Raw genomic sequence first — 15,285 nt, forward strand, 5'->3', positions numbered from 1 at the left:
TCATAGTCTTGCCCCTACCGCCGCCCCGTTCGTAGCTCCGCCAGCGGCTGTGCCATTAATATGCGCGAAACGCATAAGGGAGCGACGCTGTGAACCCATTCGGACGTGCGAGCCTGCTGGCGCTGTTGGCGGGCGGCCTGGCCTGGTCTTTCTGGAGCAGCGCCGGCTGGCTGCAGCTGTGCGCCGGCTTGGCCCTGTTCTTGTTCGGCATGCAGTGTCTGGAGGAGGGCCTGCGCCAGTTGGCGGGCGGCAAGCTGGAGCAGTTGCTCGGCCGTAGCACGGCCACGTCGGGCAAGGCCATGCTGTTCGGCGTCGGCGGCACCATGCTGCTGCAATCGAGCACCCTGGTGTCGCTGCTGACCATCGCCTTCATCAGCACCGGTCTGATCCAGCTGGCCGGCGGCATCGCCATCCTGTTCGGCGCCAACCTCGGCGCCACCAGCGGCATCTGGCTGCTGGCGCTGGCCGGGCAGGACCTCAGCCTCAGCCCGCTGGCCCTGCCGCTGCTGGTGTTCGGCGTGCTGGCCGGCTTCAACGGGGCGAAGAGCAAGGCGGCCGGGCGTATCGTGCTGGGCATCGCCTTCATCTTCCTCGGCATCGACCAGATCAAGGACGGCTTCTCCAGCTTCGGCGGCGACATGGACCTGGCCATCTACCGGGCGGAGGGACTGTCCGGGCAGCTGCTGTTCACCCTGATCGGCCTGGTGGCGACCGTGGTGCTGCAGTCCAGCCATGCCACGCTGATGCTGACCCTGGCGGCGCTGGCCAGCGGCCAGCTGGAACTGGGCCAGAGCCTGGCCATCGCCATCGGCTCGAACGTCGGCAGCAGCGTCAGCACCGCGATCGTCGGCTCCCTCGGCGGCAACCGCAGCGGCCAGCGCCTGGCGCTGGCCCATGTGCTGTTCAACGTGGTTACCGCGCTGCTCGCCTTCCTCCTGCTCACCCCGCTCACCTGGCTGGTGCAGTGGCTCACCGGGCTGGTCGGGCTGGGCAACAACAGCCTGATCCAGCTGGCCCTGTTCCACAGCCTGTTCAACGCCTTCGGCGTGCTGCTGTTCTGGCCCTGGCAGGGGCTGCTCGCCCGGCTGCTGCTGCGCTGGCTGCCGGAGAAGGCCGAGCCGCAGGTGCTGATCACCGAGCTGGCCACCCCAGGCCCGCAGGAATTCCCGCGCACCCGCGCGCGCTACCTCAACGACCAGGCGCTGGACTCGGTGGACGCCGCCGCCAGCGCGGTGATGCGCGAGCTGCGTCACCTCAGCCGGCTCAGCCTGGAGGTGATCTGCCATGCCCTGTACCTGCCGGTGGACCAGTTGGCCCGGGTGCGCGGCGACGAGGCGCTGCTGCGCGCCGCGCCCGACTCCCACGCGCTGGAGGCCGAGGCCCTGTACCAGCGGCACATCAAGGGCGTGTACGGCGACCTGCTGAGCTTCATGGGGCGCCTGGAGCTGCCGCTGGACGAGGCGCACCGGCAGTTCTGGATGGCCGGCCAGCTCGCCGCGCTGCAGCTGGTGGACGCGGTCAAGGACGCCAAGCACCTGCAGAAGAACCTGGGCCTGTACCTGCGCCAGGAACCGTCCACCGTGCGCTCGGCGTACGTCGAGCTGCGCGGCCACCTGCTGGCGCTGCTGCACGAACTCTACGAGCTGTCCCGCCTGGATGTCAGCGACGAGGCCTGGAGCGCGCGCCTGCGCATGCTGGACGACGAGGCGGCGGAGTTCGACCGGGTCTATCGCGAGCGGCTGTTCGCCCTGGTCCGCCAGGGCCAGCTGGATGGCCTGCAGACCAGTTCGCTGATGAACGACCTGGGCTACGTCGGGCGCATCTTCCAGAGCCTGCGCAACGTCCTGCTGCTGGCCGAGGAGCAGGGGCCGCTGCACGGCCTGCGCCAGGTCGAGCCGGAGAGCGGCCCGCTGATCGTCCTCGAATAGCTCAGTCCGCCTGCTTCAGCAGCGCGGCGCGGCCCACACCCCGTGGGTCGCTGGCCGCTTCCACCTGGCCGCTGCGCTTGTGCCACAGCAGCACCTGCTGGTTGCCGAAGCCGCGCTCGACCCGCTTGAGGCGATGGCCACGCATCTCCAGGCCGCTCAACTGGCCGGGGCCGAAGGCGTCCGGCTCGTACTCGATCACGTCCGGCAGGTACTGGTGGTGATAGCGCGGGGTGGCCGTCCACTGTTGCACCGGCTTGCCGTCCAGGTAGTCGAGCACCGCCAGCAGCACCATGCTGGGGATGCGGCTGCCGCCCGGCGTGCCGAACGAGGCCAGTTCCTGCTCGCTCTCGATGAAGGTCGGGCTCATGCTCGACAGCGGCCGCTTGCCCGGGGCGACGGCGTTGGCGTGGCTGCCGGCCAGGCCGTAGACGTTGCTGCCCTTCGGGTCGGCGGCGAAGTCGTCCATCTCGTTGTTCAGCACCACGCCGGTGCCGGGCGCGGTGAAGGCGGCGCCGAACGGCAGGTTGATCGACAGGGTGGCGGCCACCGCGTTGCCCTCGCCGTCGAGCACGGTGAAGTGGGTGGTGTGGTCGCCCTCGCGCCAGGCCGGCGCCGGCGGCAGGCTGGCGCTGGGCGTGGCGTGCTGCAGGGCGATGCCCTTGGCCAGGCCACGCAGGTAGTCGGGGGCGAGCAGCTGCGGCAGCGGGTTGCGCACGTGGTCAGGGTCGCCCAGCAGGCCGCGGTCGCGGTAGGCGCGGCGCAGGGTCTCGACCACGTAGTGGCTGCGCTGCACGGCGCCGGCCTTCTGCCAGGGCAGCTGCTGCAGCATCAGCAGGCTCTGGGCCAGGGCCACGCCGCCGGCCGAGGGCGGCGGTGCGCCGATCAGCTCGCGGCCGCCGTCCAGGGTGATGCGCAGCGGCTGGCGCTCGATCACCCGATAGTCGCGCAGGTCGCGGGCGCTCCACACGCCGCCGCCGGCCGTCACGCCCTCCAGCAGCAGGCGCGCCGTCTCGCCCTGGTAGAAGCCGGCGTGCCCGTCCTTGGCCAGGCGCTCAAGGGTGCGCGCCAGGGGCGGTTGGCGCAGCAGGCCATGCAGCGGCGGCACGCGGTTCTGGTCGAGGAAGATGGCGGCGCTGGTCGGGTCCTGCTGCAGGGCCTGCAGGCGCCATTCGGCGCGTTCGCGGTAGATGCGGTCGATGCCGACGCCGTCGCGGGCCAGGCGAATGGCGGGCGTCAGCGAGTCGTTCAGCGGCAGCGTGCCGTAGTGCCGGGCCAGGTGGTCCAGCGCCGCCGGCAGGCCGGGAATGGCGGCGGCTAGCGGGCCGTTCAGCGACAGCTCGCGCTGCACCGTGCCATTGCGTCGGTACAGATCGGGGCCGGCCGCCGCCGGGGCGCGCTCGCGGGCGTCGATGAAGCGATAGGTCGGTGGCTCTCCAGCCTGGCGCAGCAGGAAGAAACCACCACCGCCGAGACCCGAGCCATAGGGCTCGGCCACCGCCAGGGCGGCGGCGATGGCGATTGCGGCATCGAAGGCGTTGCCGCCGTGGGCCAGGGTTTCCAGGCCGGCCACCGTGGCGGCGGGGTGGGCGCTGGCGACGGCGGCCTGCTCGGGGCGCGGCGCGGCCTGGGCGGCGAGGGCGCCGCTCAGCAGCAGGCAGGCGAGAAGGGGTTTGAACGGCATGGGATCGATCCGGGCTTGGCAGGCTTGAAGCCTAGCGGAGATCGACCCGCGATGGGGCGTGGGAGTGTTTCAGGCCTTGCCGGTGATGCGCTTGTACTTGTCCATCAACTGCTCCTTGCTCTCGACGTTGGCGTCGTCGAGGGGGATGCAGTCCACCGGGCAGACCTGCTGGCACTGCGGCTCGTCGTAGTGGCCCACGCATTCGGTGCACAGGTTGGGGTCGATCACGTAGATCTCTTCCCCCTGGGAGATGGCGGCGTTCGGGCACTCGGGTTCGCAGACGTCGCAGTTGATGCAGTCGTCGGTGATCTTCAGGGACATCGGGGCAACTCCTGCCAGGCCCGGCGGGCATGGCACTTTCAGGCATTCAGTGGGCGAATTGTGCCGGATCGGCCGGCTTCGCGCCATGCGCGGGCGACGGAGCCGCCCGCTCGCAGCCCGGGGATTACCGTTTGAAGCGCTCGGCCAGGGCGTCGGCCACCGCCGGGTGGACGAACTTGCTGATGTCGCCGCCCAGCGCGGCGATCTCGCGCACCAGGGTGGAGGAGATGAAGGAATACTTCTCCGACGGGGTGAGGAACATGCTCTCCACGTCCGGCGCCAGCTGACGGTTCATGTTGGCCAGCTGGAACTCGTACTCGAAGTCCGACACCGCCCGCAGGCCACGGAGGAAGACGTTGGCCTGCTGCTCCTTGACGAAGTGCGCCAGCAGGGTGGAGAAACCCACCACCTCGACGTTGGGCAGGTGCTTGGTGACTTCCCTGGCCAGTTCGACCCGTTGCTCAAGCGGGAACAGCGGGTTCTTCTTCGGGCTGGCGGCTACCGCGATGATCACCGTGTCGAACAGGCGCGAGGCACGCTCGATAAGGTCGCCGTGGCCCTTGGTGATGGGGTCGAAGGTGCCCGGGTACAACACTCGATTCATCGCATCGTCCTGTTCGGAAGGCGGGAAGAGTCGCGGATGGTAGCGCAGCGCTTCGCTCGGGGCCAAGCATGGCGCGCAGTGGCAGGGTGATCGGGGGATGGGGCTGTGTGGGCGAGGCGGTAGATTCCGTCATTCCCGCACAGGCGGGAATCCAGGCGCAGGCCGGGATGGCGCGTCGCTGGGTTCCCGCCTTCGCGGGGACGACGGGTGTGTGGGGGGCGTACAGTTGCAGTTCCACCCACGTGCTTTGATGGCGCAGGGAGGGCAATGGGGTGAAGTTCTGGACGGACAAGACCGGAAACTCCGTCATTCCCGCGAAAGCGGGAATCCAGGTGCAGGCCGGGATAGCGCGTCTCTGGGTCCCCGCCTTCGCGGGGACGACGGAGTGTGTGGGGGCGTGCAGCTGCAGTTCCACCCACGTGCCTTGATGGCGGCAGGGAGGGCAATGGGGTGAAGTTCTGGACGGACAAAGCCGGAAACTCCGTTATTCCCGCACAGGCGGGAATCCAGGCGCAGGCCGGGATAGCGCGTCTCTGGGTCCCCGCCTTCGCGGGGACGACGGGGGTGTAGGGGGCGTGCAGCTGCAGTTCCAGCCACGTGCCTCGATGGTGCAGGGAGGGCAAGCGGGTGGAACCCTGGATGGACAAGGTAGAAAACTCCGTCATTCCCGCGCAGGCGGGAATCCAGGTGGGGGGGATGGCGCGTCTCTGGGTCCCCGCCTTCGCGGGGACGACGGGGGACGCAGCACCGCTCTACCGATCATCCCGCACTCAGGCCTTCAGGCGTTCGGCCAGCAGGGTAGAGAGCTTGGCGGTGAGGCCGTAGATCGACAGCTGCGGGTTGGCGCCGATGCTGGTGGGGAACAGCGAGCCGTCGTGGATCGACAGGTTCTCCAGCTGGTGGTGGCGCCCCAGGCTGTCGGTGACCGCCTGCCGCGGGTCCTCGCCCATGGCGCAGCCGCCCATCACGTGGGCGCTGCCCAGGCGGGTCTGGTAAAGGCGCAGGTCGAGGCGGTCGATCAGCGCTCGGGCCTCGGCCAGGGTCTTCGCGTAGTCGGCCTGGGCGTGCACCGGCAGCACCGCCTTGGCGCCGGCGGCGAACTGGATCTCGGCCATGCTGTGGAAGGCCCTGCGGATGCCGTCCCAGGTGTAGTCGGTCATGCGGTAGTCGAGCACCGGGGTGCCGTCGCCGCGCAGCTCCACGGTGCCCTCGGCGCTGTCCGGGTGGAAGCCGTCGCGCATCAGCGCCAGCATCACGTTGGTGTGCGGCAGCTGCTCCATGCGCAGGGCGTTGTCGACGCCGAAGCGGCCGAGCAGGGTGGCCGCCAGGGCCGGGTGCAGCGGTGGCACTTCCAGCTTGTAGGACATCTGCCCGGTGGTGCCGTCGTTCCACTGGAAGTGGTCGGAATAGACCGACTGCGGCGCGCCGTAGAAGGGAGCGATCATCTGCTCGAACTGTGCCGCGGAGAAGTTCACCACGTGCAGGAAGGTGCGCTTGCCGGCCCGCGCGTGCGGGTCCGGCGCCTGGGAGCGCAGCAGCAGCGCCGGCGAGTTGATGCCGCCGCCGGCCAGCACGTAGTGGCGCGCCTTGACCATGATGCGCCGGCCGTTGGGCGCCACCGCGCGTTCGTCCATGCCCAGGCACTCCAGGCCGGTGACGTGCTCGCCGTCGTGCAGCAGGCGCTCGGCGCGGGCCAGGTAGAGCAGGGCGCCGCCCTGGTCGAGGGCGGCGGGAATGGTGGTGACCAGCATCGACTGCTTGGCGTTGACCGGGCAGCCCATGCCGCAGTAGCCCAGGTTCCAGCAGCCGCGCACGTTGCGCGGGATGATGTGCCAGGCGTAGCCGAGCTTCTCGCAGCCGGCGCTGATCACCGCGTTGTTCGGGTTCGGCGGGATGGCCCAGGGCGCCACGCCCAGGCGCTGTTCCATCTTCTCGAACCAGGGCGCCATCTCGGCGGCACCGTGGCCCTGCACACTGTGGGCCTCGGCCCAGTGGGCCAGGGTCGGCTCCGGGGTGCGGAAGCTGGAGGTCCAGTTGACCAGGGTGGTGCCGCCCACGGCGCGGCCCTGCATGATGGTGATGGCGCCGTCCTTGCTCATCCGGCCGATGCCTTCCTGGTACAGCTGCGGGTAGGCGTCGGCCTCCTGCATCTTGAAGTCGCTGCTGGTCTTCAGCGGGCCTTCCTCGATCAGCAGCACCTTGAACCCGGCGGCGCTGAGGATTTCCGCCGTGGTGCCGCCGCCGGCGCCGCTGCCGATGATGGCGACGTCGGCCTCCAGCAGCAGGTCCTTGTCCAGGCGCGAGCCGTCGTAGGTGGTCCAGCCGCGGGCGATGCCTTCGCGGAAGCTATCGGGTACAGGCATTTCAGGCTCTCTTTCTTGTTCTTGTCGTTGTGCTCGGAGTCGAGGCCGAGCGAGCTAGAGTCAGGCTAGGCGCAAGTGCACGAGGACGGGGAGTTTACGAGTTGTAAATGACCTGTCCGAGCGCACTTGCAACGACGCCTGGCCGACGCGCAGCCGGCCGTCAGAACCTCGGCGGGCCGGGGTAGCCACAGTGGGCCCACGACTGCGGCCGCGCATACCAGGCCATCAGCACCAGCTGCAGCAGCGAGGTGTGGCCCATGCGCAGCAGGTCCAGCGAGCTGTGTTCCCAGCGGTCGAGGAAGCGGCGCACGTCCTCCGCGCTGGCGTTTTCCCAGCTGCCCCAGATGCCGGTCAGCGGGCCGCGGGTGACGGCCATGGCCAGCACGTCCAGCAACTGCTGGGTGAGCTTGAGCAGTTCGGGCGAGAGGTAGCCCAGGTTGCGGTCGATGCCCTGCACGGTGGCGTCCACCGCCGCCTGCATGGCGCCCGGTTCGACCGCGCCCTCCAGCATCACCGGGACGATGGCGCGCAGGCTGGGCAGGTCGCTGGCGCGCAGCACCGAGAAGCCGGCGGCCGCGCCATCGCTGGAGCAGCCGCTGAGGGTGGCGGTGACCCCCGCGGTGGCGAGGAAGGCGCCGCCGAGCAGGCCGACCTTGAGCAGGCCGCGGCGCGACAGCGGCGGCGCGGCGGTGGAGAGATCGGTCATGGCGGGCCTCAGCGGATGAACAGCTTGTGGATCAGCTTCTGGATCGCGGTGCCGTACGGCGGGTAGATGAAGCGCGCGGCGTTGAAGCGCTGCTTGATCAGCACGCCCTTGGCCTTGCTGAAGGTCAGGAAACCCTCGTGGCCGTGGTAGTGGCCCATGCCGGACGGGCCGATACCGCCGAACGGCATGTCGTCCTGAGGCACGTGCAGCAGGGTGTCGTTGATGCAGGCGCCGCCGGAGTGGGTCTCGTGCAGCACGCGCTGCTGCTCGCCCTTGTCGTAGCCGAAGTAGTACAGCGCCAGCGGGCGCGGGCGGTCGTTTATATAGGCGAAGGCATCTTCCAGGCGCTTGTACGGCACCACGGGCAGCAGCGGGCCGAAGATTTCCTCCTGCATCAGCTTCATCTCGTCGGAGACGTTGAGCACCAGGCTGTGGGCCAGGCGGCGGCCCTGGTCGCCGGGGAACAGCGGCACCAGCTGCGCGCCCTTGGCCTCGGCGTCAGTGATGTAGCCCTTGAGGCGCGACAGCTGGCGCTCGTTGATGATGGCGGTGTAGTCCGGGTTGTTTTCCAGCTTCGGATAGAAGCGCTGCACGGTGGCGCGGTAGGCGGCGACGAAGCCCTCGACGCGCTCCTCCGGCACCAGCACGTAGTCCGGTGCCACGCAGGTCTGCCCGGCGTTCATGGTCTTGCCGAAGGCGATGCGCTCGGCGGCGTCTTCCAGCGGAACGTCGGCGGAGACGATGGCCGGCGACTTGCCGCCCAGCTCCAGGGTGACCGGCACCAGGTTCTCGGCGGCGGCGCGCATCACGTGCTTGCCGATGCTGGTGGCGCCAGTGAACAGCAGGTGATCGAGGGGCAGGCGCGAGAACGCCTGGCCGACCTCGGCCTCGCCCAGCACCACGGCCACGTGGTCCTCGGGGAAGATGCGCGCGAGCAGGTCCTTGACCAGCTGCGAGGTGGCCGGGGTCGACTCGCTCATCTTGATCATCACCCGGTTGCCGGCGCCCAGGGCGCCGATCAGCGGGCCGAAGGCCAGGTACAGCGGGTAGTTCCACGGCACGATCACGCCGACCACGCCGAGCGGCTGGTACACCACCCGCGCCGAGGCCGGCTGGAAGGCCGCGCCGACGCTGCGCCGCGACGGCTTCATCCACTTGCCCAGGCGCTTGCTGGTGTAGTCGATGCCGTGCAGGCTGGGCATGATCTCGGCCAGCAGGGTTTCGTTGGCGGCGCGGTTGCTGAAATCGCGGGACACCGCCTCGACCAGCGCCTGCTGCTCGCTCAGGATCAGCTCGCGCAGGGCCTTGAGCCAGGCGCGGCGCTGCTCGGCCGACGGCATCGGGTTGGCGCGGTAGGCGGCGCGCTGGGCGGCCAGCAGCGGCTCCAGGGCGTCTATCTGTTGTTGGTTTTGTTGGAGATAGGCAACGTCGGCGACCATGGCGGAGCGTCCTCTCGAAGGAACGGCGGATTGGTGAAGTCGATTTTTAGAGTAATTGCTCTAAACTGTCAATCACGGACCGCGCCGGTCGTCAGATCGGCCGCTTCCCTGTACTTTTGTCCCTTTTCTCGCGCCGAGCCGAACCATGGCCCCGAAGAACAAGACCCGCGACCGCATCGTCGAAGCCAGCCTGGAGCTGTTCAACGCCCAGGGCGAGCGCAGTGTCACCACCAACCACATCGCCGCGCACCTGGGCATCTCGCCGGGCAACCTGTACTACCACTTCCGCAACAAGCAGGCGATCATCGCCGAGCTGTTCGCCGAATACGAAAGCCGGGTCGACACCTTCCTGCGCCTGCCCGAGGGCCGCGCGCTGACAGTGGAGGACAAGACCTTCTACCTGGAGGCGCTGCTGGCGGCCATGTGGCACTACCGCTTCCTGCACCGCGACCTGGAGCACCTGCTGGAAAGCGACCTGGAGCTGGCCGAGCGCTACCGCGCCTTCGCCCACCGCTGCCTGCGGGCGGCCTCGGACATCTACCAGGGCTTCGTCGCCGCCGACATCCTGGCCATGGACGAGCAGCAGATCGAGGCGCTGACCCTCAACAGCTGGATCATCCTGACCTCCTGGGTGCGCTTCCTGTGCACCATCCGCAGCAACCCCGGCGACCTCAGCGAAGAGCTGATGCGTCGCGGCATCTACCAGATCCTGGCGCTGGAGAGCGGCCACGTCACCGAGTCGGCGCGCGACGCCGTGCAGGCGCTGCTGGCGCGCCTGCACGTGCCGATGGCGGCGGTACTGTCGGGATGAAGCGCTAGGCGGCTAGTGCCGCCGTCTTTCTTCCAGACGCTTGCGCAGCCGCGCCTGGTGCTGCTCCAGGCGCGCCTTGGCGACCGGGTCATGCACCCGCTCGATGAGCGCCGACAGCGCTTCCAGGGTGCGTCGGGAAAGATCGCGTATACGCGCGTTCCTCTCACTCGTTTCCTTGTCCATGTGCGTCTTCCTCCTGTGCCGCCGAGCCCGGAACTTGGTTCGGCGAAAGCCTTCAGTAAAACTGAACCAACTATTTAATAGAAGATTAAATTGAAAGTTAAGTTCGTCGTGAAAGCGAATTTAGTTTTGCTTCCATGAACGAGAAAGCCGAATTCGCCGAACGCCTGCGCAATGCCATGACCGCTGCGGGCTATCCCGCGCGCCCCGCCGTGCTGGAACGCGAGTTCAACTCCCGCTACTGGGGCCGTTCGGTCACCTTCCAGGCGGTGTCGCGCTGGCTGCGCGGACAATCCATTCCCTCTCAGGAAAAGCTGCTGGTGCTGGCCGAATGGCTGCGGATCGAGCCGCAGGCCCTGCGCTACGGCGACAAGGCGGTCCGCCACATCCGCGAACAGCGGGCGCGCTGGGAAGACGCCGGTCTGTATCAGGAGCGCGCCACCTTCGAGGCCTACCTGTCGCTGCCACCGGCGCAGCGCAAGATCGTCCGCGAAGTGATCATGGCCTTTGCTCAGGCCGTGCGCAGCGAGAAGCCCAAGGACGACTAGACCTTCGCGCCCGCCAGCCAGGCGGGGATGCGCTTTTCCAGATAGAACTGCGGCCGGCGGGGCGTACCGCCGATGAAACCGACGTGGCCGCCGTGGGCGTGCAGTTCCAGGCGGGTGCTGCGGGACAGTTCGTGGGCGCGCGGCACGCTGTGGGGGAAGATGAAGGGGTCGTCGCCGGCCTGGATCAGCAGGGTGCGGGTGCGGATGTCCCCCAGGTAGTAGCCGCTGGAGGCGCGCCGGTAGTAGTCGGCGGCGTCGGCGTAGCCGTGCAGCGGCGCGGTGAAGCGGCCGTCGAAGTCCCAGAAGGTGCGCATGCCGTCCAGCGTGCCCAGTTCGCGCAGCGCCGCCAGCCGCTCGTGGTGGCCCTCGTCGGTGAAGCGCTGCTGCTTGTCGCGCACGTAGGCCACCAGGGCGCGCATGAAGTGCGCCTGGTAGACCTTGGAGAAGCCGCGATCGATGCGCTCGGCGCAGTGGTCCAGGCGGAACGGCACGGACACTGCCACCGCCGCCTGCAGGCCGGAGTCCGCGCCGGTCTCGCCCAGGTACTTGAGCAGCACGTTGCCGCCCAGCGAGTAGCCCACCGCGTGCAGCGGCGCCAGCGGCCGCCGGGCCTGCAGGTGGCGGACCACGCTGAGCACATCTTCGCTGACCCCGGAGTGGTAGCCGCGTGGCAGCAGGTTGGGCTCGCCGGAGCAGCCACGCCAGTTCAGCGCCACGCTGGCCCAGCCCTGGGCCGCCAATTGCTGCTGCAGGCCGAGCACGTAGTGCGAGCTGGAGGAGCCGGTCAGCCCGTGCAGCACCAGCACCAGCGGCGCGTCGGCCTCGTGCGGGCCGTGCCAGTCGAGGTCGAGGAAGTCGCCATCCTCCAGCCACAGCCGCTCGCGCTGCCGGTCGAGGCGCGGCGGCGTGCGGCACAGCGAGCCCCAGAGGGTCTGCAGGTGCGGGCTCGGCAGCCACCAGGCGGGTTGGAAGGTGTCGTTCATGGACGGGCGGTTCGGGTGCAAAGCATCAGGCTAGAGCGCGACGGCGCAAAGCGGAAGCACCATTGGCCGGCTGAATGACAGTCGTGGGGCGTGTCCACACGCTGTTGTGGGAGCGGCCTTGGCCGCGAATGCTGAGTAAAAGCTTCGCGGCCAAGGCCGCTCCCACAGTCGTCCCGGTAGGGCGGGTGGAACCCGCGAAAAGGGGGTGCCGCACACACGCGGGTTTACCCGCCCTGCGTGCGTTCCCACAGCGAGTAGTACACCTGGCCGGCCTTCTTCTCGCGGTGCAGGCGCCAGTTGCCGGGCAGGCCGAGGGCGGATGGAGCGGTCTCGCTCTCGCAGTAGACCCAGGCGCGCGGCGCCAGCCAGCCGCGCTCTTCGAGCAGGGCGCAGGCCGGGGCCAGCAGGTTCTGGTGGAAGGGCGGGTCGAGGAACACCAGGTCGAACGGCGTCGCCGGCTGGCTCTCCAGGTGGCGCAGCGCATCGACCTGCTGCACCTGCCCGGTTGTGCAGTCCAGGGTGGCCAGGTGTCCGCGCAGGGCCGCCACCGACTGCGGGTTGAGGTCCAGGCCGAGGGCGCTGGCGGCGCCCCGGGACAGGGACTCCAGCAGCATCGCCCCGCTGCCGGCGAAGCAGTCGAGCACGCGGGCGCCCTCGATGTGCGGCGCCAGCCAGTTGAACAGCGTCTCGCGCACCCGGTCCGGGGTCGGTCGCAGGCCCGGTCCGTCGGGAAAGGCGAAGCGCCGCGAGCGCCACTGGCCGGCGATGATGCGCAGCTGGCCGCCGCCGTGGGCGGGTTTGCCGGAGGGCTTGCGCATCAGTGCTCCGGCGGGCCGGCCGGCCGTTCGGCGGGCTTGTCGGTGGGCGGTGGCAGCGGCTTCTGCTCGACCGTCGGGCCGGCGCTGACGATGACCAGCTTGTCCACGGCCAGGTGCCTGGCCATGGCGGCTTTCACCTGTTCCACGGTCAGCCCCTGCACTTCGCTCATGAAGTCGTCCAGGTAGGTCAGCGGCAGGTCGTAGAAGCCCATGGCGCCGAGCTGGCCGACGATGTCGGCGTTGCTCGCGGTGGTCAGCGGGAAGCTGCCGACCATCTCGCGCTTGGCGTCGTCCAGTTCCTTCTGGGTCGGGCCGTTGGCCAGGTAGTCGGCGAGGATGTCCTGCACCAGCTTGAGGGTGCCTTCGCTCTGGTCGGCGCGGGTCTGCAGGTTGATCATGAACGGGCCGCGGGCCTGCATGGCGCTGAAGCCGGAGTAGATGCCGTAGGTCAGGCCGCGCTTCTCGCGCACTTCCTCCATCAGCCGGGTGCCGAAGCCGCCGCCGCCGAGAATCTGGTTGCCCAGGGTCAGCGCGGCGTGGTCCGGGTCGCGGCGGTCGACGCCGAGCTGGGCCAGCATCAGGTGGGTCTGGTTGGACGGGAACTCGATGTGGCTGGGGCCGGCCTTGGGCTCCTCGGGCTGGGCGATGCGCGGCAGCGCCGGGCCCTGGGGCAGGGCGGCGGAGACCTGCGCGGCGATGGCCTCGGCTTCGGCGCGGGAGAGGTCGCCGACCAGGGCGATCACCACGTTGCCGGCGGCGTAGGCCTTGTGGTGGAAGGCCTGCAGCTGCGCCACCGAAATGGCGGGGATGGATTGCTCGCTGCCCTCGCTCGGGTGGGCGTACGGGTGGTTGCCGTAGAGCCGCTCGAACAGTTGCAGGCCGGCCAGCTTGCCGGGGTTCTGCTTCTGGTACTCGAAACCGGCCAGCAGCTGGTTCTTGATCCGCGCCAGGGCGTCGGCCGGGAAGGTCGGCTGGCCGATCACCTGCTCGAACAGGGCCAGGGCCGGCTCGCGCTGCCCGGCGGCGCTGAGGCTGCGCAGGCTGGCGATGGCCATGTCGCGGTAGGCGCCGTTGCCGAACTCGGCGCCCAGGCTCTCGAAGCCCTCGGCGATGGCGGTGACGTCCTTGCCGGGCACGCCCTCGTTGAGCATGGCGTTGGTCAGGGTGGCCAGGCCGGGCACGCCGTCGTCCTGGCTGCTGCCGGCGGCGAAGGTCAGGCGCAGGTCGAACATCGGCAGCTGGCGCGCCTCGACGAACAGCACCCGGGCGCCTTCGGCGGTCTGCCAGCGCTGGATGTCCAGGGTGCGCTTGCTCGGCGCCTTGCCTTCGAGCAGGGCCAGCGATTCCAGCGGCGCCGGCGTGGCGGGCGCGGCGGCCAGGGTGGGCGCCTGGACCGGGCGGCTGGCGATGTACACCAGCAGGCCGGCCAGCAGGATCAGGACGAGGCCGAGCAGGCCGTAGCGGATGCCGTTGCGCTCGCTCATGGCTGGGCTCCTTCTGCGGCGTTCTCGGGCAGGATGTGGGCGACCGACAGGCGCGACGGGGTGAAGTAGGTGCGCGCGGCCTTCTGGATGTCGGCGGGGGTGACGGCCTCGAGGGCGGCCAGGTCCTGGTCCATCAGTTGCCAGGACAGGCCGACGGTTTCCAGCGAGCCGATGGTGCTGGCCTGGCTGGTGATCGAGTCACGCTCGTAGACCAGCCCGACGATCACCTGGGCACGCACACGGGCCAGTTCCTCGGCGCTGGGCGGGGTCTGCTTGAGCGCGTCGAGCTGGGCCCACAGGCCCGCCTCGACCTGCGCCAGGGTCTTGCCCTTCTGCACGTTGGGCGTGGCGGAGAGCAGGAACAGGCTGTCGCCGCGCTTGAACGCGTCGTAGCTGGCCGAGGCGCCGGACACCAGTTCCTCGCCGCGCTCCAGGCGGGCCGGCAGGCGCGCGCTGTAGCCGCCGTCGAGCAGCGCGCCGATCAGGCGCAGGGCGTGAATCTCGCGGGCGTCGGCGCTGGTCGCCAGGCCGGGCACGTTGAAGCCCATCAGCAGGCTCGGCAGCTGGGTCTTCACATAGAGGGTGATGCGCCGCTCGCCGGGCTCGGCCAGTTCGCGGGGAGTCTTCGCCGGCGGCACGTCGCGGCGCGGGATGGCGCCGAAGTATTTCTCGGCCAGGCCGCGCACCTCGTCCTTGGTGACATCGCCGACCACCACCAGGGTGGCGTTGTTCGGCGCGTACCAGGCCTGGTACCAGTGGCGCAGTTCCTCGACCGTCATGCGGTCGAGGTCGGCCATCCAGCCGATGGTCGGGGTGTGGTAGCCGCTGGCCGGGTAGGCCATGGCCTTGAAGCGTTCGTAGGCGAGCGAGGTGGGCTTGTCGTCGGTGCGCAGGCGGCGCTCCTCCTTGATCACCTCGATCTCGCGGGCGAACTCGTCGGCCGGCAGCTTGAGGCTGGCCAGGCGGTCCGCCTCCAGCTCGAAGGCCACGGCCAGGCGGTCGCGCGACAGCACTTGGTAATAGGCGGTGTAGTCGTCGCTGGTGAAGGCGTTCTCCTCGGCACCGAGGTCGCGAAGGATGCGCGAGGCCTCGCCGGGGCCGAGCTTGCGGCTGCCCTTGAACATCATGTGTTCGAGGGCGTGGGACAGGCCGGTCTGGCCGGGCGTCTCGTAGCTGGAGCCGACCTTGTACCAGAGCTGGGAGACCACCACGGGCGCGCGGTGGTCCTCGCGGACGATGACCTTGAGGCCGTTGTCCAGCTGGAATTCGTGGGTCGGTTGCGGTTCCGCGGCGATGGCCGCAAGAGGGGCGATGAGAGTGGCGAGGAGAGTGGCGAGGAGCAGGCCGGCGCAGCGGCGGGCGAGTCTTGTCATAGGGAATCTGGACCTGTCGGACAGCCCGGGCGGTCGTACCGCCGGC

14 protein-coding genes are annotated in these 15,285 nt (G+C 69.4%); 3 read left to right on the forward strand and 11 right to left on the reverse strand.

The features are described 5' to 3' along the window. The first annotated feature begins 89 nt into the window (after positions 1-89). Positions 90-1,928, forward strand: coding sequence for a Na/Pi symporter (locus N7640_RS19995; RefSeq protein WP_279902832.1), 1,839 nt, complete (start codon positions 90-92; stop codon positions 1,926-1,928). 1 nt (position 1,929) lies between these two features. Here N7640_RS19995 and ggt read toward each other — a convergent pair whose 3' ends face one another. From ggt to N7640_RS20025, 6 genes are all read right to left on the reverse strand, one after another. After that, positions 1,930-3,609: a gamma-glutamyltransferase gene (gene ggt / locus N7640_RS20000; protein WP_279902831.1), complete on the reverse strand. Its 1,680-nt coding sequence runs from the start codon at positions 3,607-3,609 to the stop codon at positions 1,930-1,932. A 69-nt stretch (positions 3,610-3,678) separates the two neighbouring features. Continuing rightward, positions 3,679-3,930, reverse strand: a complete 252-nt coding sequence (locus N7640_RS20005; RefSeq protein WP_220812448.1) for a YfhL family 4Fe-4S dicluster ferredoxin — start codon at positions 3,928-3,930, stop codon at positions 3,679-3,681. Positions 3,931-4,054: 124 nt separating this feature from the next. Further along, positions 4,055-4,534, reverse strand: a complete 480-nt coding sequence (coaD, locus tag N7640_RS20010) for a pantetheine-phosphate adenylyltransferase (protein WP_220812447.1) — start codon at positions 4,532-4,534, stop codon at positions 4,055-4,057. 770 nt (positions 4,535-5,304) lie between these two features. After that, positions 5,305-6,897, reverse strand: coding sequence for a GMC family oxidoreductase (locus N7640_RS20015; RefSeq protein WP_279902830.1), 1,593 nt, complete (start codon positions 6,895-6,897; stop codon positions 5,305-5,307). A 160-nt stretch (positions 6,898-7,057) separates the two neighbouring features. After that, positions 7,058-7,603, reverse strand: a complete 546-nt coding sequence (locus N7640_RS20020; protein WP_279902829.1) for a twin-arginine translocation pathway signal protein — start codon at positions 7,601-7,603, stop codon at positions 7,058-7,060. 8 nt (positions 7,604-7,611) lie between these two features. Continuing rightward, entirely contained in the window at positions 7,612-9,042 is a 1,431-nt protein-coding gene (locus N7640_RS20025; RefSeq protein ID WP_220812444.1) for a coniferyl aldehyde dehydrogenase, read from the reverse strand. A gap of 145 nt (positions 9,043-9,187) precedes the next feature. On the opposite strand from N7640_RS20025, the gene N7640_RS20030 reads away from it, so the two are divergent. Further along, positions 9,188-9,853 carry a TetR/AcrR family transcriptional regulator gene (locus N7640_RS20030; protein WP_220812443.1) on the forward strand — a complete coding sequence of 222 codons (666 nt, stop codon included), beginning with the start codon at positions 9,188-9,190 and terminating at the stop codon, positions 9,851-9,853. A 12-nt stretch (positions 9,854-9,865) separates the two neighbouring features. Here N7640_RS20030 and N7640_RS20035 read toward each other — a convergent pair whose 3' ends face one another. Next, positions 9,866-10,036, reverse strand: coding sequence for a hypothetical protein (locus tag N7640_RS20035; protein WP_279902826.1), 171 nt, complete (start codon positions 10,034-10,036; stop codon positions 9,866-9,868). 134 nt (positions 10,037-10,170) lie between these two features. On the opposite strand from N7640_RS20035, the gene N7640_RS20040 reads away from it, so the two are divergent. Beyond that, on the forward strand, positions 10,171-10,581 hold the full coding sequence (locus N7640_RS20040) for a transcriptional regulator (RefSeq protein WP_279902825.1): 411 nt from the start codon (positions 10,171-10,173) through the stop codon (positions 10,579-10,581). On the opposite strand, the gene N7640_RS20045 is transcribed toward N7640_RS20040, so the two are convergent. The 4 genes from N7640_RS20045 to N7640_RS20060 form a co-directional block, all read right to left on the reverse strand. Beyond that, a complete protein-coding gene (locus N7640_RS20045; RefSeq protein ID WP_279902824.1) occupies positions 10,578-11,564 on the reverse strand; it encodes a hydrolase in 987 nt (328 codons plus the stop codon). The two genes, N7640_RS20040 and N7640_RS20045, sit on opposite strands and share 4 nt — an antisense overlap. 224 nt (positions 11,565-11,788) lie before the next feature. Continuing rightward, positions 11,789-12,382: a 16S rRNA (guanine(966)-N(2))-methyltransferase RsmD gene (rsmD, locus tag N7640_RS20050; protein WP_279902823.1), complete on the reverse strand. Its 594-nt coding sequence runs from the start codon at positions 12,380-12,382 to the stop codon at positions 11,789-11,791. Further along, on the reverse strand, positions 12,382-13,866 hold the full coding sequence (locus N7640_RS20055) for a pitrilysin family protein (RefSeq protein ID WP_279902822.1): 1,485 nt from the start codon (positions 13,864-13,866) through the stop codon (positions 12,382-12,384). The genes rsmD and N7640_RS20055 overlap by 1 nt, the downstream gene beginning before the upstream one ends. Next, on the reverse strand, positions 13,863-15,239 hold the full coding sequence (locus tag N7640_RS20060; protein ID WP_279902821.1) for a pitrilysin family protein: 1,377 nt from the start codon (positions 15,237-15,239) through the stop codon (positions 13,863-13,865). The genes N7640_RS20055 and N7640_RS20060 overlap by 4 nt, the downstream gene beginning before the upstream one ends. Positions 15,240-15,285: the final 46 nt, after the last annotated feature.

It is taken from the genome of Pseudomonas sp. GD04015, assembly GCF_029837675.1.
Lineage (GTDB): Bacteria > Pseudomonadota > Gammaproteobacteria > Pseudomonadales > Pseudomonadaceae > Aquipseudomonas > Aquipseudomonas paralcaligenes.